This window comes from Yoonia ponticola, from assembly GCF_014199395.1.
GTDB lineage: Bacteria > Pseudomonadota > Alphaproteobacteria > Rhodobacterales > Rhodobacteraceae > Yoonia > Yoonia ponticola.
On the sequence record NZ_JACIJM010000003.1, the window covers coordinates 1 to 22,109 of the forward strand.

Genomic DNA, 22,109 nt, shown 5'->3' on the forward strand with positions numbered 1-22,109 from the left:
ACTCGTCTGTAAACCGTATTCCTTTGTTCATATCCGTCTCTCCTTGGTTCCAAAATTACCAAGCAAAGCGTCTACAAATCTAGGGGCACCTCAAATTGCATTCGGTTCAGGTATTCAGGGGTGATGTTCCCACCGTGCGCACAGATTAATTTCCCAACGCCCGACCGCATCAGATAATTAACCACGGTGCCACCGACACCGCCGCACCTGCCCACAAAGACAGTGCTGCCTTTCAACCGTTCAATACCTTCGGAACCCATTATCGGTATCTGCCGTGAATACCGTTCTTCGACGACGTGTTTGGTCATAGTATTTCTTTCGTTTCAGCCGTATTTTTCCTACAAAACAGGAAAATCCGGGTTTTCGCGTTTCCATTGAACGACACCACCATCAAGGGAACTTGCCTTGATATTGCGTTCGTCCAGCCGATCCTTAAGCGCGATCAGTACGTTTTTGGATCGCAGGCCAGATTTGCAATAAAAGACGATGTCGTGCCCATTGGTTTGCTGCAAAATACGGTCAAGATATTTACCGTCAGCATCCGCTTTGCGCATCAGGGAGGCTGGAATTGAAATTGATGATGGCAGGTGGCCATACATGAATTCAAAATTATCTCGCACATCGACAAGCGCAGTTTTGCCAGACGATATCTGTCGCCGTAACTGATGTGCAGTCACAACAGGCACTTGTTGAACGGGGGCTGGTGGTGGCAAATCGATGCCACAAATAGCATCAGAGGGAAGATCGCCTACTTTGGTGAACTTACCCGCACAGGCGGGGCAATCGGCACGACGTGGCACGCGGACCATGTCATAATCGTGGCTTGCGATGTCCATGTTCAACATGCGCCCGCTTAAGCTTTCACCGAAACCGACGATGTATTTCACAGCTTCGGTCGCTTGCATGCAGCCCGCAATGCCAGGAAGCATGCCCAAAACACCAGCATCGCCGCATGTTGGCACGTCTGCAGGAGGTTCGGGGAACAGGCACCGATAGCATGGGCCGTCTTCCATACCCAAAACAGTGATCTGTGCTTCAAATTTGTAAATGCTTGCATAAACGAACGGGATCCCGGCCAGTTTACACGCGTCGTTCAGGATGTAACGGGTTGCAAGGTTATCGCAGCCATCCAACACAATGTCGTAGAAACTAACGATATCGTAAGCGTTCGCCGCATCGAGAAACTCGCTATAGATTTTGACATTGATGTTTGGGTTTAGCCGGGCGATGGCTGCACGCGCGGAATCGACTTTGGGTTTTCCGACTTGGTCGGTGGCATGGATGACCTGTCGCTGAAGGTTGGTTTCGTCGACAACGTCTTGGTCGATGATCCCGATTGTCCCGACACCTGCGGCAGCTAGGTACAAAAGGGCCGGTGATCCAAGACCGCCTGCACCAATGACCAGAACCCGTGCAGACTTTAGTTTTTCTTGGCCTTCCAATCCAACTTCGAAAAGCTTCATGTTGCGGTTATATCGTAGAATTTCGCTTTGTTTTAGCATAACTTTGGTTCCTTCATGGTCTTCTGTATCCAAATTTTTCGCTAATTCTGGGGGCTTCATTTTCCACCCAAAGAAGAATGTCCTGACCGGCCCCTTGCGCGAAATCGATTGCGGAAATGAGAGAGTAGAGGTTCGTTCCCGGATCGCGCGCGATCTCGACTAGCCCATTGCGTTGACTGGTGGAGAATGAACTTTCATCGACAATGATATGGCAATTGCGGATGCCGCAGATGCGCAGGCTGTTGGCGGCTCCCCCCGACGACACCTGATAATTTTCCAGCGCATTAGGATCGATGCCCGCAATAGCCCACTGCGCCATTTCGTAAGCGTGCGTACCTGACTGATCCCCGCGGGACATAAAAGTCTCGTCGCTTTGTAATAACGCGGCCAAACATTCATGTATTGATTGGCACGTGATCGTGCTGGTTTCAGGTCCCACAAATAGAAAGTCATTGGCAAATAGAATTTGCCGTGTGTGATCTCCTTGCGCGATCAATTCTTGTTCTTTGGCCGCGTTATGGGTGATCGCAAAGGGCACAAAACCATCCTGCAATACGCGCAATTGTTGCGACGTTCCCGCGATGGAATAGCTCAGGTCAAATGTTGGAAAGGCGGTCTTCATTTCGCCAAGCAAGGCATTGGCGAAACCCGATGCTTCTTGGGTAGTTGTCATGCCAAAGGTGATATCTTGCTCGGCTTTCCCGGGTGCGGCCCACAGTATCGAAAGTGCGGTAAGGACTTTAAATAACATGGTGTACATTCGGCGGCTTGATGCTGACAAATGTCGGAAATTCGACAGAGTTCCAGCAAGGCTCATTGCCGCTTTCCCATAGAAAGTTGGGATCATGTGTACAGCAAATGATGTAGCCATTGCGGTTTGCGATGAATTCCCGCAGTAACCGCATCAAGATTGCCGAATTGCTGCGGTCTAAAGCTGCTGTTGGTTCATCCAGCAAAAGCAGTTCAGCACTTGATGCGAGTGCCGCTGCGAGATGTACGCGGTGCAATTGCCCACCCGAAATCTGCATCATGCTGGACAACAAGATAGAGGTCAGGTCGAAAGCCTCAATGATGTCTTGCAGCGTGTCATCGCACCCGATGCAGTCATGATTTGCGACCAGCATCTTTTTGAAGAACTTATCTACTGTGAATTCAAAGCGGGGCGGATGTTGCGCGATGTAGCGGATATTTGCTATTTCACCATTAAATTTCAACAGCTTGCTGAATTTAATCCCCTTGACCTCGCCGTCTGCGTGGCCATTGGCAAGACCACGCAGGAACGTTGACTTGCCTATGCCGGACGGCCCGTAAATTGTGCAACACCGCCCATCTAATAACACAGCTGATATGTCGAACAGCGCACGATTATTTGCTTCGGCCCTAAGCCGTTTTATTGAACAAATCATTCAACAAGTCCTACTTTTTAAGAGTGTGGGTAGCCGGGTGTCCGACTTTACTTAGTGCTCTGTTGTTCCGACCCCGATCCCGAGGTGGTGCGCTGCGTGATGGTCGTCTTGCACCATAAACCCCGAGAACCCGAGCGCCTGAATTTTTGCCACTTCAAGCGGATCGTCTGATGTAACCACTACGGTATATGTGTCACCTTCATTCGAGAAATCGATTGCCCAATCCGGGCGCACCGCTTTTAAGAATTCAGAATGTGCTGGGATCATATTGTTTACGGCACGTCTGGCTGGCCCTTCGCCCGTGATGATCATGTTGAGGCCGTTATCAAGTTCGGTTTTTTCGACCTTGGCGTATGTCATCAGGGCATCCATGTCTTTCAGGTGCTCCCAAAGGGCATCTAGATCAACCTTGTCCCAATCTGCGCCAGAATTCTCGATGATTGTGCTGATTTCTGATATCGCGCCAAACATCCCTTGACCCGGCTCAATTGGGCCAGCTGCGGTTTGGGTCATAGCAACATGATCATCGGTCATTGTGTCGGCATCGGCGCTTTCGTCCGCAGTTTCGCAGTCCTTTGGGAAATGCGTGCAGTGTAATGCAGCGTCGCCTTGATCTTCGGTGGTAGTTTGGGCCGATAAGTGCGTGATGCCAAATGGAACTGTACCGACAGTCAACGCAAGTACGGAACCGGAAAGCAAAGTGAATGCAGTGAGTTTCATGGAAACCTCATATAAATGATTAAGATGAACGGTGGTCGCAGGCTTTCGTTCATCAAATGTTAATGAGTACATTGTGAATTGCAACGCAAATATTAACTTTTATTGTTTTAAAACAACAAGTTAACTTGCCGCATGTCTCTTGGTTGCTTAACGCCCACGAAAAACAATTCTGCAGCTTGGTAATTTTTTGGAAAGACATCGCTGACGTTTTGAAAGGAAAGGGTTTTACCCTTCATTGCACACAAGACAGACGGATCTGCGGCGCGCGCAATGGCTCCGAAAAGTGGTCAGAAAATAGAGGGAAAACACAAATGAAAGGTTGTTTTTGCATAATGCCAAAATCAAAGGCGTTGTAGCAAACTTCAGGTCACCCGCCATAACGGCGCTGTGACGCGAAACCAAAACCAACAGATCAATTGGAAAGCCCGGAAATCGTCGACCAAACGTCAGCGAAACCTAGGTTATACGGGGGGGCAATTGGGGCGTCGGAGGCCTAATGCTAGGCCATAATGTGTCATGCCAAAGGTAAACAAGAACATGAACGTTGTCCGGTTTCGACCAGACCACTGGTTCGTTCAGCGTGCTAATAGGCATAAGCGCACAGCCAGCCACCATCTGACCGGACGAACAACACTTTTTCATATTGTGCCCGTTTTCAGATTTCCCCTTAAGTGCCGTGCCATGTGACTTATGCATGTTTAGGTCAGGGACATGCGACGACTTGGTAACGCGTTCAGGCTGGACACCGGCATGAACCATCGCAGTGGTTGAATTCCCGCGCATATCCGCAACAGAATTCGATTGGTTATTGGTAGTCATCACATGGAAGGACTGAAGATAGCCCGATGCGCTTATCAAGATCATGAGCGAAAGAAAAATCGCAAAAAATGAACGCGGGGCCATACGAGTGTCCTCTTCGGTTGCGGGACCGTTGCACATTTTCAACTCAGAAGACAGCCTTTCAACAAGTCAGTATTTTTCAAATACTGCGACGACCCTACGTTTGGCTTGCATTGGCGGCTAATGAAACACTCGTCCGCTGCGGCCAACTTTGCTCAACCTGATCGCCGTGACACAAGTTCGACCCAGGCCACTTCGTCTCTAAGGTCCAAAATTTTCACCAAAGGTTAGTTTTCGACCATCGTTACTCTTACCTGCGCATGCCGTCACTTTGAAATCAGCCTTTGGTTTTTCGGATACTAAGGTCCGGGTTGTCCCCCACAACCGACATCGCTGGAAAGCGCAGCGAATGACCGCTGACCGTCCGTTTAGCCTCACAACTTTCATCAGTGCCAGATTCCTGTGGGCATTCATCTCTGCGCACCACGTAGTAATTTGGCAGGTCTATTTATCTCGGCGGCTCTCGGCCCGCAGCATACTTAAAGTATGAAACGCCCAAAAATCGTGCAGGCCACGCTCCGCAGCAAAGCACCGTAAATTTCTAAGCTTTAACGCTTGACTAATTCAAATCTAAAGTACTTTACTGATCTAAACCAATGCTAAACAAGGCGGAAATTGCTTTGCACCCAAAGTTAAATACTCTCTTTTCACTGTCCGGAGCCATAGCAGGGGCCGGTTTCGGGCTACTTGCGCTTATCGTTTCGGCAGACATTCTGATACGGAACTTAGGGTTGGCCAAATGGCCGTGGCTTAACGAGTTGACCGAATATCTGTTGACCGTTTCGACCTTTGGTGGCGCCCCATGGGTGTTGCGTCAAGCTGGGCATGTGAATGTCGATATCTTGTTGCGTGTTGTGCCTGCGTTCATTGCCACTTTTCTGTTGCGTGCGTCTTACGCGCTGGGTTTGGCCATTTCAGTCATCGTGACATGGCTGGCGATCTCTGCGGCACGCGATAGCTTTAGCTCTGGTTCAATTGTCTTCAAAAATCTTGTCTTTCCCGAATGGTGGATGATGGTCCCTGTCATCTGGTGTTTTGCGCTGTGCAGCGTCGAATTTCTGGTGCGCCTCGCTTGGGGAGAAGTTCAATGATCTGGTCAGAAATCCTGTTAATGATGATTTGTCTGCTCGCCGTACAATTCGCAATCGGATTGCCTGTGGCCTTTGCCTTTTTAGGGGCTAATCTGATTGGCGCTTGGATATTCTTGGGCGGTGAAGCCGGACTTGTCCAACTGGTGCGCAACGCCTCCGGTTCGGTCAATTCCTTTGCGTTGGCCCCCATTCCGCTCTTCGTTTTAATGGGCGAGTTGTTGTTTCACACAGGCCTCGCATACAAAGCGATTGACGCTGTGGAAAAGATGTTGGTGCGGCTGCCCGCGCGGTTGGCCTGTGTGACAGTTGTGGGCGGCACCACGTTTGCAGCACTTTCGGGGTCTTCTATTGCCAATACGGCGATGTTGGGTGGCACGTTGTCACAAGACATGTTGCGGCGCGGCTATTCACCAACGCTAACCTTTGGTCCTGCGATGGCGGTTGGTGGCATCGCAGTTCTGATCCCACCCTCGGCTCTTGCGGTGATGCTGGGATCATTGTCAGGCATATCCATTTCACAACTGTTGATCGGCGGCCTGTTGCCCGGACTGCTTATGGCTGTGTCGTTTTTGGTGTTCGTTATCCTGACGGCTGTTTGGTCACCGTCCAGCGCCCCGCGCGAAGACAAGACCGTGATTCTGACCAAGCGCGAGCGGTATATCCCATTCCTCCGGGATGTCGTGCCTTTGTCCGGCATCTTTTTCGCTGTCATCGGCGGCATGTTAACAGGCATTGCCACACCAACCGAAGCGGCGGCACTTGGATCAATCGCGGCCCTGATTGCCACCATCGCTTACCGCAAACTCAATCTGACCAATCTCGTGAAGTCATTGATGGAAACCGCTAAGGTCTCGATTTCGATCCTGTTCATCATCGTAGCCTCGATGACGTTCTCGCAGATATTGTCCTTCTCTGGGGCCACGTCAGGCTTTATGCAAGTCATCCGCGATGTTGACCCAACACCAATGGTTCTGATCCTGACAATGCTCGGTATCATCTTGGTTATGGGGTGCTTGATCGACCAGATTTCGATCATGATGATCACCCTGCCCTTCTTTATGCCCATCGCCCAATCCGCGGGTATTGATCCGGTCTGGTTGGGCTTGATGATGCTGGTTGCGATCGAGTTAGGTCTGCTTACGCCGCCTTTCGGACTGTTGCTGATGGTCATGCAAGGATCCAGCCGACAAACACCGCTTCTGCAAATCTATAAGGCGGCCGTGCCCTTCATCCTGATCGAATTGGTTGTCTTGGCACTCATGTTGTTCGTGCCAGCGCTGACGATGTTCTTGCCGTCCCTACTTCACTGATCACTACATTCATCCAACGGAGACACATAATGACTTTCAACGCCAAAACATTCGTATTCGCCACGACGGTGGCAATATCAGGCCTCGGCAGCATGGCCCAAGCAGAGGAAGTTGTCCTGCGTGCGGTTTCGGCGTTCCAACTCGGCACCGTCTTTTACGATCCGTTTGAAAGCTTTGTTGAGCGTGTGAACGAGAACGGCAAAGGGATCGTGCAGATCGACGTTATCGGTGGCCCCGAAGCGATGCCACCATTCGAAGTGGGTAACGCACTGCGCGGTGGGATCATTGATCTGGCCAACACGACAGCCGTCTATCACGCAAACCTCGTTCCCGAGGGTATGGCCATGACGCTGACGAATATGTCGATGGACGAGTTACGTGAAAATGGCGGCTATGATCTGCTTGACCAACTGCACCGCGAGAAAGCCAAGATTCACTGGCTGGGGCGTCTTACACAGAACATTCAGTACTACATTTATTTGTCGGAACTTCCCGATGGCGTCGACTTCGACGCATTGAAAGTTCGCTCTGCACCCGTTTACCAATCGTTCTTTTCCGCACTCGGGATCACGCCAGTCCAAACGGCCCCGGGCGAAGTCTTTACAGCACTGGAGCGCGGGACAATTGACGGATACGCATGGCCGTCGCTCGGTGTGTTTGACCTTGGCTGGCAGGAAAAAACGGCGGCACGGATCGAGCCCGGCTTTAATCAAGTTGAGACAGGTGTTTATTTCAGCGATGCGAGCTGGAACGAACTGTCTCAAGAGCAGCAAGACTTCCTGACCGAGCAGATGATCGCATTTGAAGGTGAGGCTGATCGCTACAACGCGCTTGCAGACGCCGAATTTGCGCATCAGGCCGAATATGGCATCACAACGATCCAGCTAGAAGGCGAGCAGTTGGACACCTTTGTTAAGATGTCAAACGAAGAGGGTTGGAAACCAGTCATGGCAGCGAGCCCAGACGCTGGCGGACGACTGCGCGACCTTCTGGTAAAGTAAACAACCGTTGGTGCGGTTTAGGCCGCACCATCTTTGGTACAGCCGCTGCGTCATGGGCACGGCATCAGCATCGTGGAATGCGAGTGATATCTTCGCGATTTTGGCTCGAATTTTTGCTATTTCAGATCCACTCACTAGCTTCATCGCGTTGTGGGATGTGAAGTATGGGACTCTCATGTTACCTATTTAGGTTTATTTACAAAGACTTGCGCTCAAACAGATGCGCACTTTCTCCTCGCCACCTTCCGCTAAAGCGTTTAATGACGAGCACTGACCGATTGTCACTGACCAGCACAACTGAACCAGACCAAGCGCGGCCGATCTTCTGACGAGCACCCTGCCCTGTCGCACTGCAGACAGCAACGGCAATTTAGTTCTCAAAAAGTCGTCCACGCAGAACGATTTCCCAGACCGGACGCCTTATGCGCGACGCTGGTCCTGTCTTTGTTCACGCCATTGAAGCATGCGTTAGACATGTTACGTGCCGCATTAACGAACGGAGAAATACAATGAACAAATCTTTAGCAACACTCGCACTTGCCCTTTCGACGTCCTTTGGCGCGGCACAGGCCGATACACTGAACGTGGGCATGTCGGGCGGCTACTTCCCTTTCACTTTCGTCAAGCTTGACGTTCTGCAAGGGTTCGAGGTTGATTTTATCAACGCAATCGCTGCTGAAACAGGCGACGATGTGAACTTTGTCACAATGTCGTTTTCCGGTCTGGTTGGCGCGTTGGAAACAGGTCGGATCGACACGATTGCCAATCAGATCACGATTACACCCGAACGCGAAGCAAAGTTCGCCTTTTCACAGCCCTATGTCTTTGATGGCGCGCAAGTTGTGGTCAAAGAGGGCAATGAAGATACAATTGCCAGTGTCGAAGACCTCAGCGGCAAGACTGTCGCGGTCAACTTGGGATCTAACTTTGAGCAATTGTTGAGCGCGTTGCCGAATGCCGATCAAATCGACATCCGCACCTACGAAAGCAATATTGCGCAAGACACCGCGCTTGGCCGCGTGGACGCATTTGTGATGGACCGCGTGTCCTCTGCCCAGTTGATCGCGGAAAGCCCGCTACCGCTGGCGCTTGCAGGCAAGCCGTTCAGCGAAATCCGCAACGCATTGCCGTTCCGCAATGACGAAGACGGCGTCGCCATGCGCAATCGCGTCGATGCGGCCATCACCACGTTGAAGGAAAACGGCACAATGGCCGACATTTCTGAAAAGTGGTTTGGCGTTGATATCTCGGTCGCGGAGTAACCTTTATGCGAGCACTGGATTTCGCATACATGTGGGACTTGGTCCCCGTTCTTTTGGGATACGTTCCGCTGACGCTGTTTATGGCGTTGGTGGGGATGTTTTTCGCGCTTATACTCGCGTCGGTTATGGCCGTTGAACGGGTGTTTCGCGTGCCAGTGCTCGACGTTTTTGTACGTCTTTTCATCAGCTTCTTTCGCGGCACCCCGCTGCTGGTGCAGTTGTTCTTGTTCTATTTCGGCTTGCCGCAGGTGCTGGCATTTTTGACCACGATTGATGGTGTCACGGCGACCATCATGGGGCTAACGTTGCATTTTTCTGCTTATATGGCCGAGAGTATTCGTGCAGCTATTTTGGGTGTGGATCGCAGCCAGTGGGAAGCCGCCCAAGCCGTTGGCATGACCCAGACGCAAATGATGCTTCAGATTATCCTGCCGCAAGCCGCACGCGTGGCCGCACCAACGTTGGTGAACTACTTCATTGACATGATTAAAGGCACCTCGCTTGCGTTCACCTTGGGCGTCACGGAACTGATGGGGGCGACACAAAAAGAGGCTGCGGGCAGTTTTCTATACTTTGAGGCGTTTCTGGTTGTCGCTGCGATCTACTGGATCATGGTCGAGGCGTTGTCCTTTGCCCAACGGCACTTGGAAACCTATCTGAACAAGGCGTATGCACGATGACCTCACATGCTGGCATTTCGATAAACGGGCTGAACAAGTCCTTTGGCGAGACATCTGTTCTGAAAGATATCTCGTTGGACATTGCCCCCGGTGAACGTGTCGTTGTGATCGGGCCGTCAGGGACAGGCAAATCGACGCTGCTGCGGTGTCTGAATTATCTTGACCGACCAGACAGCGGGACCATTCGGGTTGGTGATCTGACGGTTAATCCGGCCAAGGCATCGCGATCCGACATTCTGGCCCTGCGCCGCAGGACGTCGTTTGTGTTTCAAAACTACGCCCTGTTTGCCAACAAAACCGCCCGCCAGAACATCACGCAGGCGTTGATCACCGTCAAAGGCCAATCCAAAGCAGATGCACAGGCCCGCGCTGACGAGATTTTGCGCGAGACGGGTTTGGCCGACAAGGCAAATTCATACCCTGCAGCCTTGTCTGGCGGACAACAGCAGCGTGTCGGGATTGGCCGTGCTATGGCGTTGGATGCCGATTTGATGTTGTTTGATGAACCAACGTCGGCTCTTGATCCTGAATGGGTCGGCGAGGTTTTAGACCTCATGCGCCGCGTTGCTGAGAAACGTCAGACGATGCTGATCGTCACCCATGAGATGCAGTTCGCGCGCGAGATCGCGGATCGGATTATTTTTATGTCTGACGGACAGATTGTCGAGCAAGGCACACCCGAAAAGCTGCTAGAGACACCTCAAGATCCCCGCACCCAAGCGTTTTTGCGGCGTGTTGCTAAGACTGGGTCTTAGTCACGGGATTACGGTCTGGGCATGGCGTCTCGGATGAGCCAGTCACGATTGCTTTTCAGCGGCGGCAGCGTCGTAGTCCGCACGTGCAGCATCAATCGCCGCAAGATTATCCAAAGCCCAATACCCCAACGCGCTGACGGGTTCGCGGAATGACTGGCCCATGGGCGTTAGATTGTATTCCACTTTTGGCGGAATCGTCGGATGGTAGGTCCGGTTAACCAAACCGTCGCGTTCCAGCTCTTTTAATGTGAGGCTTAGCATGCGTTGAGAAATGCTCAAATTCCGCTTCAACTCGTTAAAACGAAGCGTTCCGTAGCGGGCCAGCGATATGATGACGAGCACGCTCCAGCGATCACCGACACGCGATAAAACCTCGTTGATCCGTTGGCAGTCGGGGCATTGCTGTGAGTCTAACATGTCGGTTCCCTTTTTGTGACCGAGGTTCTTTTCTGTGCCTTCTTGTGGCTGAATTAGGTTCTCAATATATATCAGGTAACAAATGTATACCGCACTAAGTCAGTGCCCACAATAGGACCAATATTATGACCAAAAGCACCCTACTCGACCAGTTGAACTGGCGCTACGCAACCAAGAAAATGGACGCGACCAAAGTGGTTCCACAAGACAAGCTAGATGTCATCATCGAAGCAATCCGCATGACGCCAACATCCAGCGGCACACAGCCATTCGAATTGATCGTTGTAACCAACCCCGACACATTGGCAGAGATTCAAAAAGCTGCGGGCGATCAAGCTCAGATCACCGATGGCTCGCACCTGTTGGTCTTTGCTGCGTGGGATAACTACACAGACGACCGCATCGACGAGGTGACTGATCTCAATGTTGCGGCACGGGGCGATCTGCCAATGCTGAACGCTTACTACGACAATTTGAAAAGCAACTATGTGCCACGCGACGCCGAGGTGAACTACGCGCATGCCGCCCGCCAAGCCTATATCGCGTTGGGCGTAGCGCTAGTTGCAGCCGCCGAACAACAAGTAGACAGCACCCCAATGGAAGGTTTTGACCCAAGCAAGGTAGACGAGATTTTAGACCTATCAGAGCGCGGGTTGCGGTCGGTTATTCTATTACCTCTGGGCTACCGTGATGCGTCTGGTGATTGGTTGTTGCCAATGAAGAAAGTGCGCAAGTCAGCTGAAACCATGGTCAGCTACGTCGCTTAATCCACAAGGTCATACCTCGAATTGCGCCCCACCCCCAAGCAGGTCTCGACCATGTCGTGCTTGGGTCCGCGCAAATCTCATTCAAGAAAGTGAACAAAATGTCCCTGCCCGATACATATCTTCAGATGATTTCCACTGTCAGTGCCGATGGTGAACTTCAAATGCGCCTTGCTGAAAAGCAGATGCCGACACCAGGTCCAGACGAAGTCTTGGTCCGCGTAGAGGCCGCCCCGATCAACCCGTCAGATCAAGGCGTGATGTTTGGTTGGTCCTCAATGGACAAGGCCACATCAACAGGCACAGGCGCCGACACGGTGCTTAAAGCGCCAGTGTCAGAGCACGGCATGGACGTGATGAAGGCCCGCGTTGGCCAAGACCTGACCATTGGTAACGAAGGCAGCGGTACTGTTGTTGCTGCTGGTGAAAATGCTCAAGAGCTTATGGGCAAAGTGGTTGGCCTGATGGGCGGCGAAATGTATGCGCAATACCGCCTTGTGAAGGCTGCGATGTGTTTGCCGCTAGGGCCGGATCATACCGCAAAAGATGGTGCCGCCTGTTTCGTCAACCCGCTGACGGCGTCGTCTATGGTCGAAGTCATGCGGCTTGAGGGGCACACAGCCCTTGTTCATACCGCCGCCGCGTCGAACTTGGGCCAGATGTTGAACCGCATCTGTCAAGCTGACGGTGTGCAACTGGTTAATGTCGTCCGCTCTGCGGCGCAGGAAAAATTGTTGCGCGATATGGGTGCAGAGTATGTCGTGGATAGCTCGAAAGACAGCTTTATGGCTGATCTCACAGATGCCGTACACGCATCTGGTGCGACATTGGCCTTTGATGCGACGGGTGGCGGACGCTTGGCGTCTGATATCCTAAGCGCGATGGAAGCGGCAGCAGCACGCACACCTGGTGCCTACAGCATCTACGGGTCCGTGAAGCATAAACAAGTCTATCTCTACGGTGCTTTGGACACGTCCGAAACAATCCTGACACGCGGCTATGGTATGGCGTGGGGCGTTAGCGGATGGTTGCTGCCAAACTTCCTTGCCCGTGTCGGTCAAGAGGTTGCTGGACGGATGCGCGCGCGGGTTGTCGCGGAACTCACAACGACCTTTGCGAACGATTACTCTGACGAGATTTCGCTCGCCGACGCACTGCAAGCCGACGTCGTGGCACGCTACAATGCTAAAAAGACAGGCGCTAAGTTCCTGATCAACCCACAGCTTCCGTTGTAACGCGGTCGTTAATTAGTTTGCTAATAAGCGCTCCAGCACAATGTCGTGTTGGGGCGCGTTCTGCGTTTTAATGCGGTCCGGCAGGACGGTCAGCCACGAGCCCGATTAACGACCCTTGGGGTTTCGGGAAAACTTTGCTCGCGAAGTATCCCGCATAAATTATTGCGCCTCCTGCGTGAAATGTGCGAAAGCCCAGTCGAATACTCGGGAGTCACATATCCGCGACAAAAGCACGCCGCGTGCTCATGCGATATCTCTTACCGTTCTTGGCACCTGCAACTGGTGCGGTTTCGTAGAAAGCTATCGCCGTGCAAACACCTTATTATCTCATCGACAAGTCACGCTTGCTGCCCAATCTCGAAAAGATCGCGTGGCTACGTGAGGCGTCAGGTGCAAAATGCCTGCTCGCGCTCAAGTGCTTTGCCACATGGTCGGTCTTTGATTTCATGGCCGAGTATATGGACGGGTCGACGTCGTCATCTTTGTATGAAGTCCGCTTGGGCCACGAGAAATTTTCGGGCGAAACCCACGCCTATTCCGTGGCTTATGCGGATCACGAGATTGATCAGGTTTTGGCATGTTCGGACAAGATTATCTTTAATTCGATCGGGCAGTTAACCAAGTTCGCGGGGCAGTCTCAGGGTCATATCCGTGGACTGCGGGTTAATCCCGGCGTGTCCACGTCTGACTTTGACCTTGCTGATCCGGCGCGTCCGTTCAGCCGTTTGGGCGAACACGACCCTGCTGCGATTGACGCGGTTGCGGATCAGATCAGTGGTCTGATGTTCCACAACAACTGCGAAAACGATAGCTTCGCGCGGTTCGACGAGATGCTGAGTTTGATCGAAGACCGTTTCGGCGCGGTGATCCACAAAATGGATTGGATCAGTCTGGGGGGCGGTATCCACTTTACAGGTAAAGACTATCCGCTGGACCGCCTTGCTGCGCGGCTCAAGGCATTCGCGCAGAATTTCGGCATCCAAGTCTATCTTGAGCCCGGAGAAGCGGCGATCACGGGCGCTGCCACATTGGAAGTCACGGTGTTGGATACGATGCACAACGGCAAGAACCTCGCTATCGTTGATAGTTCTATCGAGGCGCATATGCTGGATTTGCTGATCTACCGCGAGTCTGCAAAGGTTTCCCCGAACACCGGAAATGAGCAGTGGATGATCTGCGGCAAATCCTGCCTTGCGGGTGATATCTTTGGCGAGTTCCGCTTTGATGCGCCGCTCAAGGCGGGGGATCGGCTTTCGTTTCAGGACGCGGCGGGCTACACAATGGTTAAGAAAAACTGGTTCAACGGGGTCAAAATGCCAAGCATTGCGATCCGCGAACTTGATGGCACCACACGCATGGTGCGTGATTTCAACTATGACGACTTTGCTGCGGCACTGTCATAACTCACCAAAATAAGAGGTCTCTTGGATACATGAAACGTAATGTCCTGATCATTGGCGCTGGTGGCGTCGCACAAGTTGTTGCACATAAATGTGCGCAAAATAACGACGTTTTGGGCGATCTTCATATCGCAAGCCGTACAATCGCCAAGTGTGAGGCGATCATCGCAAGCGTGCACGCCAAAGACGCAATGAAACAGGACGGTGTATTCAAGGCCCATGCTGTTGACGGGATGGACACTGCTGCGGTGACCGCATTGATCACCGAAACGGGTGCGCAAATCGTGATTAACGTGGGCTCGCCTTTTGTGAACATGACGGTGCTCGAGGCCTGCATCCAAACGGGTGCCGCTTATATCGACACCGCGATCCACGAAGACCCGACCAAGATTTGCGAAACGCCGCCATGGTACGGCAACTACGAATGGAAACGCCGCGAAGATTGCGCCGCTGCGGGTGTCACCGCGATTTTGGGCGCTGGGTTTGATCCTGGCATGGTTAACGCGTTTGCGCGCTTTGCGGTGGACGAATTCATGGACGAGGTCACATCCATCGACATCGTCGACATCAACGCGGGCAACCACGGCAAGTATTTCTCGACCAACTTTGACCCCGAGATCAACTTTCGTGAATTTACTGGCACGGTCTATAGCTGGCAGCAGGGCGCGTGGCAGGAAAACAAGATGTTCGAAGTGGGCCGCGAATGGGACTTGCCCGTCGTCGGCAAACAAAAAGCCTATATGTCCGGCCACGACGAGGTGCATTCGCTCGCCGCAAACTACCCGCAGGCCGATATCCGGTTCTGGATGGGCTTTGGCGATCACTACATCAACGTTTTTACGGTCCTGCAAAACCTTGGCCTGTTGTCCGAGCAGCCAGTGACCACGGCAGAAGGCCTCGAAGTGGTGCCGCTTAAGCTTGTCAAAGCTGTGTTGCCTGACCCGTCCAGCCTCGCGCCGAATTACACGGGCAAGACCTGCATCGGCGATCTGGTCAAAGGCACCAAGAACGGCGAAGAAGTCGAAGTCTTTGTCTACAACGTGGCCGATCACAAAGACGCCTATAACGAAGTTGGCAGCCAAGGGATTTCCTACACCGCAGGCGTCCCTCCGGTGGCTATGGCAATGCTGATCGCGGAGGGCACATATGACAAAGGCGTCATGATGAATGTCGAAGAGTTGGACCCCAAACCGCTGTTCACCCTTCTCGACACCATCGGCCTGCCAACCCGCGTCAAAGACGCGAATGGCGACCGTGAATGGAACGCGGCTTAACTGCGCTTTAACCAGCCAGCCTCGGAAATGCGGGGCTGGCTGTTCGCATTGGTTTCGACGGGACGCCGGAGACTGGTACTGATGTGCTCCTGATCGCAAGAGGATTCACCGATGCCTGAAAATGCCGCTGACGCTGTTATAGGCCTGTATCAGGACAACGCGCCATCTTGGAATGATCAGCGGAACCAAACCCTTTTTGAGCAGCCTTGGCTCGATCGCTTCCTTGCCCTCACACCGGCGGACGGGCGCAACATTCTGGATCTTGGGTGTGGCACGGGGCAACCGATTGCGCGGTATTTTAATGACAACAACTGTCAGATCACCGGCGTTGACGCTGCCGTTGCAATGACTAAGCTTGCGCGTGAGACCTTTCCTGAGCAGACATGGATCACCGCTGATATGCGCAACTTTCAGTCCTTGGGTAAATTTCATGGCGTGATAGCGTGGCACAGCTTTTTCCATCTTAAGCCTGACGATCAGCGCCCGATGTTCAAGACCTTTAGCCGTCTGTGCTACCCCGGCGCTGCGCTGATGTTTACCAGCGGCACATCGCTGGGCGAAGCAATCGGGACATATGCAGGCAAACCTTTGTATCATGGAAGCTTAGACAGCACCGAATATCGTCGCTTGTTGCAGGAGAATGGCTTTGATGTGATTGGTCACGTTAAAGAAGACCCAACATGCGGTGGTGCGACGATTTGGTTGGCGCAGAAGGTTTGAACGGCGACTGAAGGTTCGGAGCGGTCAAGCGCTACAAAAGCGTGGATCGTTTAAATCTGACGCGCTGCAGAATCACCAAGGGCGCTGACGCCCCACCTGCAACCCAAAGCTGTATCCAAATCTCATTCACCGCAGTATATTTTCGCAAATTCTTTCCAGTAATGCGGGAAATACCTCTTCCAGCGCTTTACCCTAGCGAAACACTCAACTATGACATTTTCGTGAACCGGTGCCATCCAGACTTCGTCAAGACAGCATATGCCGAGTGTTGTAATTGATGGAGAACTGCCATGTCTGCGCCCAAGACGCCGTCCAATACCTTAAATGCAAAGCCAAAAGCTTTGGGGAAACCACTTGTCAGTCTGTCTGCGGCTGCTGTGTGTTTTGCCAGTGCGGCCTATGCGCAGACCAGCGCTGATTCTGGTCTTGTCGTTCTACCTACGGTTGATGTCGAGACGACCCAAGCCCCTGCCCCGCAGGTCAGCGCGCCACGCGCATCAACGACCCCGACAGTGACGGATGCCCAACGTCGCGCCCAAGCTGCCGCTGCCGCAGCGGCAGCCGCCCGTGCAGAAGCTGCCGCCGCCGAGGCCCGCGCCCAAGCCGAAGCTGCAGCAACAGCGCAACGCGCAGAGGCCGCACGCCGCGCCCAAGCCGGTGCAAACCCTTACGCCGATCCAGATGCGCCATTGCGTGCCTCAACCATCTCGAACAGCCGCGTCCAAGGTCCATTGTTGGAAACACCGCGCACAGTGACAGTTGCGACCGAGGAATACCTAGACACCACAAACACCACGTCGATCCGCCAGTTGGCGCGGTCCACACCGGGTGTGTCGCTGGGCTTTGGTGAAGGTGGTAGTTCGTTCGGGGATAACCTTTATATTCGCGGCTTCCGTGCCAACAACGACGTCTATGTAGACGGCGTGCGCGATTCAGGTCTGGCGGTGCGCGAGACATTCAACTCCGAGCAAGTCGAGATCGTCAAAGGTCCATCCGGGTCGATCGCAGGTCGCGGGACAACTGGTGGTGCGTTGAACATCGTCACAAAACGTCCACAAGACGTTGACTTCCAACAGACAACTTTTGAATTTACCGATGCTGGCACGCTGCGCACGACGCTGGATTACAACTGGGCGCAAAGCGATCAGCTGCAATTCCGTATCAACGGCATGTTGCAAGACGGCGAAGTCGCTGGCCGCGACGATGTGTACGACGACCGCCAAGGTCTCGCGCTGGCTGCCCGTTACAAGGTGAACGACAACATCACAGTTGATGCAGATTACAGCTACACCAAATTCGACCAGATGCCGGATTGGGGCGTGGGCTACATCACCGACCCAGACGGGCTTGGTATTTCCGAAGGCCCGATTACCGAATCCGGTGTGTCGCGCGACACGTTCTACGGCATCGACGGACGCGACTTCCAAGAGTTCGAGCAAAACACCATGAGCGCGAAAGTGACGTGGGATTTGAACGCGACGACCACGCTGACCAATACGCTGCGCGGTGTGTCATCCGTGAACGACTACATCATCACAGCGCCGAGCCGTGTGAATGATAACGGCTCAACGGATGTGGCGGATTGGACCGTCGGGACAAGCGTGAAGTCGCGCTATCAAGAAACTGACGTCTATTCCAACACCACCGAGATCGCGGGCAAAGCGGCGTTCCTTGGCTATCAGCACAGCTACGTGGCGGGTGTCATGTTGCAATCTGAGAGCCTGAAGCGCGCCAGCTATGAAGACCTGCAATCCGAGGACTTTCCCATCGGTGAAAGCGGCTGTACCCTGCCTGCGCTCAACCCCGACCCATCCCGGTGCTGGAACGGATCGTCACCCGTGCGCGGTGATTTCAGCACCGAAGTCGATGTAACAACCACCTCTGCTTACGTCACGGACCGCGTCACCCTTTCGCCACGTCTGATCTTTGATGCGGGCCTGCGGGTCGATCATTACGAGACAACGGCTTCTGGCACTAGTCGCGGCGTAGATTTTGATCGCGAACGGTCTGACACAATGCTCAACGGGAACCTTGGGCTGACCTATAAGCTACAGGATAACTGGACCGTTTACGGTGCTGCGGGCACGTCTACCAACCCGATGGGCCAAGAAATCGAAGCGGGCGGCGGATCTTACGGCGGTCTGGATGCCAACGGCGAACTGCTTGATCCTGAACGCAACACATCGCTTGAAATCGGGACAAAGTACGAGTTGAACGAACACCTGTTGTTCACAGCCGCCCTGTTCCAGACAACCAAACACAATGGCATGGAAACCTTTGACGGCGTCACGGACTCGACGCTGGAATACCGGATGTCGGGCATTGAGTTGGGTGTCGCAGGTCGTGTTGCGGATAAATGGGGCCTCTACGGTGGTGCTGTGTTTATGCAGTCCGAAATCTTGGACAGCCTCGACGATACCTTGGTCGGCGAACAGATCGCGACAGTCGTGAACGAACAGTTCAACCTGCTCGCAACATACGATTACGATGATCGTCTGATGTTGGGCGCACAGATCAACTGGGCTGGTGACGTTGACCTTGGCACAACTGCGCCAAACGGGAACAAACTGCCGTCCTATATGACTGTTGATCTGGTGGCGTCTTATGATGTCAGCGACAACGCTGCGATCCGCTTTGGTGTGAAGAACGCATCGGACGAGACATATTACGACACCGCCTACCGTTCCGGCGAGCCGTTCACATATGTCGCCCCCGGTCGTGAAATCTGGGCTGCCATCGACGTGAATTTCTAAAGTTCCCAAGCCAAACATGCGCGCGCGGGCAGGCTTTTGGTTTGCCCGCGCCAATTCAATCCAAAGAGGCACATCATGCTGATCACTATTCCCGACGTCTTTACCCCCGAAGAAGTCCGCACAATCCGCGACCAACTCGACACTGCCGCTTGGGACAACAGCAACAAAACGGCAGGTGTGCAAAGCGCCGAAGTCAAACATAACCAGCAATTAGATGCCAAGGACGCAACCGCGCAGAACCTTGGTAAACTGATCCTCGAACGGCTGGGCCATACGCCGCTGTTCCTGTCGGCGGCCCTGCCCCTGAAAATTCTGCCGCCTTTGTTTAACCGTTATGAGCAAGGCGAGACCTTTGGCCTGCACGTGGATAACGCGATCCGGTTGAACCTTTACAACGGCGAACATATCCGCACTGATCTGTCGATGACCCTGTTTTTCTCGGAACCCGAGGAATACGACGGTGGCGTGCTGGAAATCGAAGATCATTACGGCACGCAAAGCGTCAAGCTCCCCGCAGGCCACATGGTCCTCTATCCGTCCACATCGCTGCACCGCGTTACCCCTGTGACACGCGGCGCGCGGGTGTCGTCGTTCTTTTGGCTGCAAAGCATGATCAAAGCCAACGAGCAGCGCACAACGATGTACGAGTTGGACCAAACCATTCAAACACTTGCCGCCCGCTTTGGCACCAATGACCCCGAAGTCGTGCGTCTGACCGGGATTTACCACAATCTGATCCGCACTTGGTCCGAGGTTTAACATGACCATCCTAACCGCATCCTTTAGCCTCGTCTTTGCTGATTATCAGACGCAAGTGACCCACTGGCTCGCCACCGCTGGCGAAGACCACATGTCCCCTGTTGGCATGTTCATGGCCGCTGACGTCATCGTCAAAACCGTGATGTTGATCCTGATTGTAGCGTCGGTTCTGGTATGGGCGATTTTTGCGGCGCGGCTGATCCTGCTGATCGCGGCGCGTATCCGGCTACGGCGTAACTACCGCGTGCTGGACCGCGCGGGCCATCTGGACCGCAATGGCCCGTTTCGCAAAGGCGGCGGTGTCGTAGGGGCAATGGTTCGCGTGGCCATGAGCGAGATCACAGCGTCGCAAGGGGCCGATCGCGCGGGCATAAAAGAGCGCACCGACAGCGCCTTGTCGCGGATTGAAGCAGGCGCAGGACGCGGGATGCAACGCGGCACCGCACTGCTGGCGATCACCGGATCATCCGCGCCGTTCATCGGATTGTTCGGCACCGTGTGGGGCATCATGAACAGCTTTGTGTCGATTGCCGAAACCAACACGACAAACCTTGCCGTCGTGGCCCCCGGTATCGCAGAAGCATTGTTGGCCACGGCGATGGGACTTGTTGCGGCGATCCCTGCTGTGATTTTCTTTAACCTGCTGGCACGGTTCAACGGGGCGTATAAAGCAATGCTCGCTGACGCCTCCGCGCTGGTCAGTCGGCACCTGTCGCGTGATCTGGACCTTGCGGCAATGACACCGCAGGCTGAACCAGAGGCCGCCATTGCGGTGGACACCCCAGCCCCAGTGGTCGCAACTCCAGCGCTACAGGCGGCAGAATAATGGGCGCACGATTAGGTATCGGTGACGACGACGATCTCACGGAAACATCCGAGATCAATGTCACGCCATTCATCGACGTGATGCTGGTGCTGTTGATCATCTTCATGGTCGCAGCCCCCTTATCGACCGTGGATATTCCAGTTGAATTGCCCGTCGCCACAGCAGAAGCACCCGTGCGCCCGTCTGAACCGGTGTTCGTGACCATCAAAGAAGACCTGTCCATCGTTGCTGGCGAAAACACTGTGACGCTAGAGACGTTGAACTTTGAAATCGGCATTCTGACGGGATTGAACCGCGACGAACGTATTTACCTGCGGGCGGATAAATCGGCACCTTACGGCGAAGTTGTGAATGTTATGAACACGTTGCAGCGCGAAGGTTATGTGAAAATCGGGCTTGTCGGATTGGACGAATCCGCAGCACCACCTGAAGAAGACACAACCGCCCCATGAGCCTCGTTTACACATCTCGCCAAGGGTTTGCGCCACTGGTCGCACTGGCGATTGGCGGCAGTCTAGCGCTTCATGTGTGGGGGCCTGCTATGATCGTTAAGCGGTATGAAACGCCAGAGATGGTGCCGCAACCGCAAGACGATCTGGGCATCCAAGGTGCGATCATGTTTGACCTGTCCGACGTGATCGCTGCCCCCTCTGAAACCTCTGAAGACAGCATCGCGGTCACGGAATCCGTCGCGGCCCCCACGGTCACGGAATCGCCCGAGTATGTCGATCCGGCGAAAGCAACCGACGCACCGATCTTGCAGCAGATCCCTTACGCGGTTGAGGACGACAGCCTGAAATTCGCCGTCGCAGCCCCCGAGACAGAGACTGAAACCGACGCTGCCGCCACCGATCTGGCGCAAGAATACGACGAGGAAATGATAGACAAGCCCAGCTCGGCAGGTGCGGACGACGTGGTCGAAACAATCGCTGCGCAGTCCGGCGTCGCCTCGGATGCCACCGCCGATCAGGTCCAAGCCGAAGACGAAGGCATTTCAGCAGAGCAAATGGCCGAAGTCACCGAATGGCAGAAAAGCATCGTGCTGCGCATCGCCCACGCCAAAACCTACCCCTCCGAGGCGCGGCGCGACGGTATCGAAGGCGAAGTGCGCGTGGCCTTTGAAATGGACCGCTACGGCGCAATCATATCGCGGCGGATCGAGACGTCTTCGGGTCACGAAATCCTAGACAATGCAGCGCTGCAAGTCCTTGATGAAATCGGCAAAATGCCCACGCCACCCAACCATCTGGGCGGCGACATATTTGCAATGCTGATCCCGTTTAACTTTGCGATTAAAAGATAGGTTGAAGTTTTTGAACGGCGGCGACCTAGGA

General features: G+C 53.7%; 22 protein-coding genes. 16 read left to right on the forward strand and 6 right to left on the reverse strand.

All coding sequences use genetic code 11. The annotated features are described in order from the left end of the window. Nucleotides 1–71: 71 nt before the first annotated feature. The 5 genes from FHS72_RS05050 to FHS72_RS05070 are packed head-to-tail and all read right to left on the reverse strand — an operon-like array spanning nt 72 to nt 3,628. Nucleotides 72–308, reverse strand: a complete 237-nt coding sequence (locus FHS72_RS05050) for a ThiF family adenylyltransferase (protein ID WP_183526569.1) — start codon at nt 306–308, stop codon at nt 72–74. Between the two features lie 30 nt (nt 309–338). Continuing rightward, nucleotides 339–1,502, reverse strand: coding sequence for a molybdopterin-synthase adenylyltransferase MoeB (gene moeB / locus FHS72_RS05055; protein WP_183526572.1), 1,164 nt, complete (start codon nt 1,500–1,502; stop codon nt 339–341). Between the two features lie 13 nt (nt 1,503–1,515). Continuing rightward, entirely contained in the window at nt 1,516–2,253 is a 738-nt protein-coding gene (locus FHS72_RS05060; RefSeq protein ID WP_183526575.1) for a substrate-binding domain-containing protein, read from the reverse strand. Further along, nucleotides 2,243–2,908: an ATP-binding cassette domain-containing protein gene (locus FHS72_RS05065; RefSeq protein WP_183526578.1), complete on the reverse strand. Its 666-nt coding sequence runs from the start codon at nt 2,906–2,908 to the stop codon at nt 2,243–2,245. The genes FHS72_RS05060 and FHS72_RS05065 overlap by 11 nt, the downstream gene beginning before the upstream one ends. Before the next feature lie 51 nt (nt 2,909–2,959). Continuing rightward, the gene (locus FHS72_RS05070; protein ID WP_183526581.1) at nt 2,960–3,628 is read right to left on the reverse strand and encodes a hypothetical protein; all 669 of its coding nucleotides are present in this window, start codon (nt 3,626–3,628) and stop codon (nt 2,960–2,962) included. A gap of 1,496 nt (nt 3,629–5,124) precedes the next feature. On the opposite strand from FHS72_RS05070, the gene FHS72_RS05075 reads away from it, so the two are divergent. The 6 genes from FHS72_RS05075 (at nt 5,125) to FHS72_RS05100 (ending at nt 10,627) form a co-directional block, all read left to right on the forward strand. Beyond that, entirely contained in the window at nt 5,125–5,619 is a 495-nt protein-coding gene (locus FHS72_RS05075) for a TRAP transporter small permease (RefSeq protein WP_183526583.1), read from the forward strand. After that, a complete protein-coding gene (locus tag FHS72_RS05080; RefSeq protein ID WP_183526586.1) occupies nt 5,616–6,929 on the forward strand; it encodes a TRAP transporter large permease in 1,314 nt (437 codons plus the stop codon). Before FHS72_RS05075 ends, FHS72_RS05080 begins: the two co-directional genes overlap by 4 nt. 29 nt (nt 6,930–6,958) lie before the next feature. Further along, nucleotides 6,959–7,930, forward strand: coding sequence for a TRAP transporter substrate-binding protein DctP (gene dctP / locus FHS72_RS05085; protein ID WP_183526588.1), 972 nt, complete (start codon nt 6,959–6,961; stop codon nt 7,928–7,930). A 509-nt stretch (nt 7,931–8,439) separates the two neighbouring features. Continuing rightward, on the forward strand, nt 8,440–9,192 hold the full coding sequence (locus FHS72_RS05090; RefSeq protein ID WP_183526590.1) for an amino acid ABC transporter substrate-binding protein: 753 nt from the start codon (nt 8,440–8,442) through the stop codon (nt 9,190–9,192). Nucleotides 9,193–9,197: 5 nt separating this feature from the next. Continuing rightward, nucleotides 9,198–9,872 (forward strand): amino acid ABC transporter permease, encoded by a 675-nt coding sequence (locus tag FHS72_RS05095; RefSeq protein WP_183526593.1) that lies wholly within the window; start codon nt 9,198–9,200, stop codon nt 9,870–9,872. After that, nucleotides 9,869–10,627 (forward strand): amino acid ABC transporter ATP-binding protein, encoded by a 759-nt coding sequence (locus FHS72_RS05100; protein ID WP_183526595.1) that lies wholly within the window; start codon nt 9,869–9,871, stop codon nt 10,625–10,627. The genes FHS72_RS05095 and FHS72_RS05100 overlap by 4 nt, the downstream gene beginning before the upstream one ends. Before the next feature lie 42 nt (nt 10,628–10,669). On the opposite strand, the gene FHS72_RS05105 is transcribed toward FHS72_RS05100, so the two are convergent. Further along, a complete protein-coding gene (locus tag FHS72_RS05105) occupies nt 10,670–11,044 on the reverse strand; it encodes a winged helix-turn-helix transcriptional regulator (protein ID WP_183526597.1) in 375 nt (124 codons plus the stop codon). A gap of 125 nt (nt 11,045–11,169) precedes the next feature. Between FHS72_RS05105 and FHS72_RS05110 the strand changes: the two genes are divergently transcribed. From FHS72_RS05110 to FHS72_RS05155, 10 genes are all read left to right on the forward strand, one after another. Next, on the forward strand, nt 11,170–11,811 hold the full coding sequence (locus tag FHS72_RS05110; protein WP_183526599.1) for a nitroreductase family protein: 642 nt from the start codon (nt 11,170–11,172) through the stop codon (nt 11,809–11,811). Nucleotides 11,812–11,909: 98 nt separating this feature from the next. Further along, on the forward strand, nt 11,910–13,043 hold the full coding sequence (locus FHS72_RS05115) for a zinc-binding dehydrogenase (RefSeq protein ID WP_183526602.1): 1,134 nt from the start codon (nt 11,910–11,912) through the stop codon (nt 13,041–13,043). 308 nt (nt 13,044–13,351) lie between these two features. Then, nucleotides 13,352–14,446, forward strand: coding sequence for a type III PLP-dependent enzyme domain-containing protein (locus FHS72_RS05120; RefSeq protein WP_183526606.1), 1,095 nt, complete (start codon nt 13,352–13,354; stop codon nt 14,444–14,446). Nucleotides 14,447–14,475: 29 nt separating this feature from the next. Further along, complete coding sequence (locus tag FHS72_RS05125; protein ID WP_183526609.1) at nt 14,476–15,717, forward strand: saccharopine dehydrogenase family protein; 1,242 nt, start codon at nt 14,476–14,478, stop codon at nt 15,715–15,717. A 111-nt stretch (nt 15,718–15,828) separates the two neighbouring features. Then, the gene (locus tag FHS72_RS05130; protein WP_183526612.1) at nt 15,829–16,437 is read left to right on the forward strand and encodes a class I SAM-dependent DNA methyltransferase; all 609 of its coding nucleotides are present in this window, start codon (nt 15,829–15,831) and stop codon (nt 16,435–16,437) included. Between the two features lie 290 nt (nt 16,438–16,727). After that, a complete protein-coding gene (locus FHS72_RS05135) occupies nt 16,728–19,190 on the forward strand; it encodes a TonB-dependent receptor (protein ID WP_183526614.1) in 2,463 nt (820 codons plus the stop codon). Nucleotides 19,191–19,265: 75 nt separating this feature from the next. Then, nucleotides 19,266–19,949 carry a Fe2+-dependent dioxygenase gene (locus FHS72_RS05140; RefSeq protein WP_183526617.1) on the forward strand — a complete coding sequence of 228 codons (684 nt, stop codon included), beginning with the start codon at nt 19,266–19,268 and terminating at the stop codon, nt 19,947–19,949. A gap of 1 nt (nt 19,950) precedes the next feature. Then, entirely contained in the window at nt 19,951–20,775 is an 825-nt protein-coding gene (gene exbB, locus FHS72_RS05145; RefSeq protein WP_183526619.1) for a tonB-system energizer ExbB, read from the forward strand. Next, complete coding sequence (gene exbD / locus FHS72_RS05150) at nt 20,775–21,227, forward strand: TonB system transport protein ExbD (protein WP_183526620.1); 453 nt, start codon at nt 20,775–20,777, stop codon at nt 21,225–21,227. Before exbB ends, exbD begins: the two co-directional genes overlap by 1 nt. Then, entirely contained in the window at nt 21,224–22,078 is an 855-nt protein-coding gene (locus tag FHS72_RS05155; protein WP_183526622.1) for an energy transducer TonB, read from the forward strand. The genes exbD and FHS72_RS05155 overlap by 4 nt, the downstream gene beginning before the upstream one ends. Nucleotides 22,079–22,109: the final 31 nt, after the last annotated feature.

Bases quoted from the DNA above. Each gene is read 5' to 3' on its own strand.
- FHS72_RS05050 (WP_183526569.1), bottom strand. From the start codon at position 308: ATGACCAAACACGTCGTCGAAGAACGGTATTCACGGCAGATACCGATA.
- moeB (WP_183526572.1), bottom strand. From the start codon at position 1,502: ATGCTAAAACAAAGCGAAATTCTACGATATAACCGCAACATGAAGCTT.
- FHS72_RS05060 (WP_183526575.1), bottom strand. From the start codon at position 2,253: ATGTTATTTAAAGTCCTTACCGCACTTTCGATACTGTGGGCCGCACCC.
- FHS72_RS05065 (WP_183526578.1), bottom strand. From the start codon at position 2,908: ATGATTTGTTCAATAAAACGGCTTAGGGCCGAAGCAAATAATCGTGCG.
- FHS72_RS05070 (WP_183526581.1), bottom strand. From the start codon at position 3,628: ATGAAACTCACTGCATTCACTTTGCTTTCCGGTTCCGTACTTGCGTTG.
- FHS72_RS05075 (WP_183526583.1), top strand. From the start codon at position 5,125: ATGCTAAACAAGGCGGAAATTGCTTTGCACCCAAAGTTAAATACTCTC.
- FHS72_RS05080 (WP_183526586.1), top strand. From the start codon at position 5,616: ATGATCTGGTCAGAAATCCTGTTAATGATGATTTGTCTGCTCGCCGTA.
- dctP (WP_183526588.1), top strand. From the start codon at position 6,959: ATGACTTTCAACGCCAAAACATTCGTATTCGCCACGACGGTGGCAATA.
- FHS72_RS05090 (WP_183526590.1), top strand. From the start codon at position 8,440: ATGAACAAATCTTTAGCAACACTCGCACTTGCCCTTTCGACGTCCTTT.
- FHS72_RS05095 (WP_183526593.1), top strand. From the start codon at position 9,198: ATGCGAGCACTGGATTTCGCATACATGTGGGACTTGGTCCCCGTTCTT.
- FHS72_RS05100 (WP_183526595.1), top strand. From the start codon at position 9,869: ATGACCTCACATGCTGGCATTTCGATAAACGGGCTGAACAAGTCCTTT.
- FHS72_RS05105 (WP_183526597.1), bottom strand. From the start codon at position 11,044: ATGTTAGACTCACAGCAATGCCCCGACTGCCAACGGATCAACGAGGTT.
- FHS72_RS05110 (WP_183526599.1), top strand. From the start codon at position 11,170: ATGACCAAAAGCACCCTACTCGACCAGTTGAACTGGCGCTACGCAACC.
- FHS72_RS05115 (WP_183526602.1), top strand. From the start codon at position 11,910: ATGTCCCTGCCCGATACATATCTTCAGATGATTTCCACTGTCAGTGCC.
- FHS72_RS05125 (WP_183526609.1), top strand. From the start codon at position 14,476: ATGAAACGTAATGTCCTGATCATTGGCGCTGGTGGCGTCGCACAAGTT.
- FHS72_RS05130 (WP_183526612.1), top strand. From the start codon at position 15,829: ATGCCTGAAAATGCCGCTGACGCTGTTATAGGCCTGTATCAGGACAAC.
- FHS72_RS05135 (WP_183526614.1), top strand. From the start codon at position 16,728: ATGTCTGCGCCCAAGACGCCGTCCAATACCTTAAATGCAAAGCCAAAA.
- FHS72_RS05140 (WP_183526617.1), top strand. From the start codon at position 19,266: ATGCTGATCACTATTCCCGACGTCTTTACCCCCGAAGAAGTCCGCACA.
- exbB (WP_183526619.1), top strand. From the start codon at position 19,951: ATGACCATCCTAACCGCATCCTTTAGCCTCGTCTTTGCTGATTATCAG.
- exbD (WP_183526620.1), top strand. From the start codon at position 20,775: ATGGGCGCACGATTAGGTATCGGTGACGACGACGATCTCACGGAAACA.
- FHS72_RS05155 (WP_183526622.1), top strand. From the start codon at position 21,224: ATGAGCCTCGTTTACACATCTCGCCAAGGGTTTGCGCCACTGGTCGCA.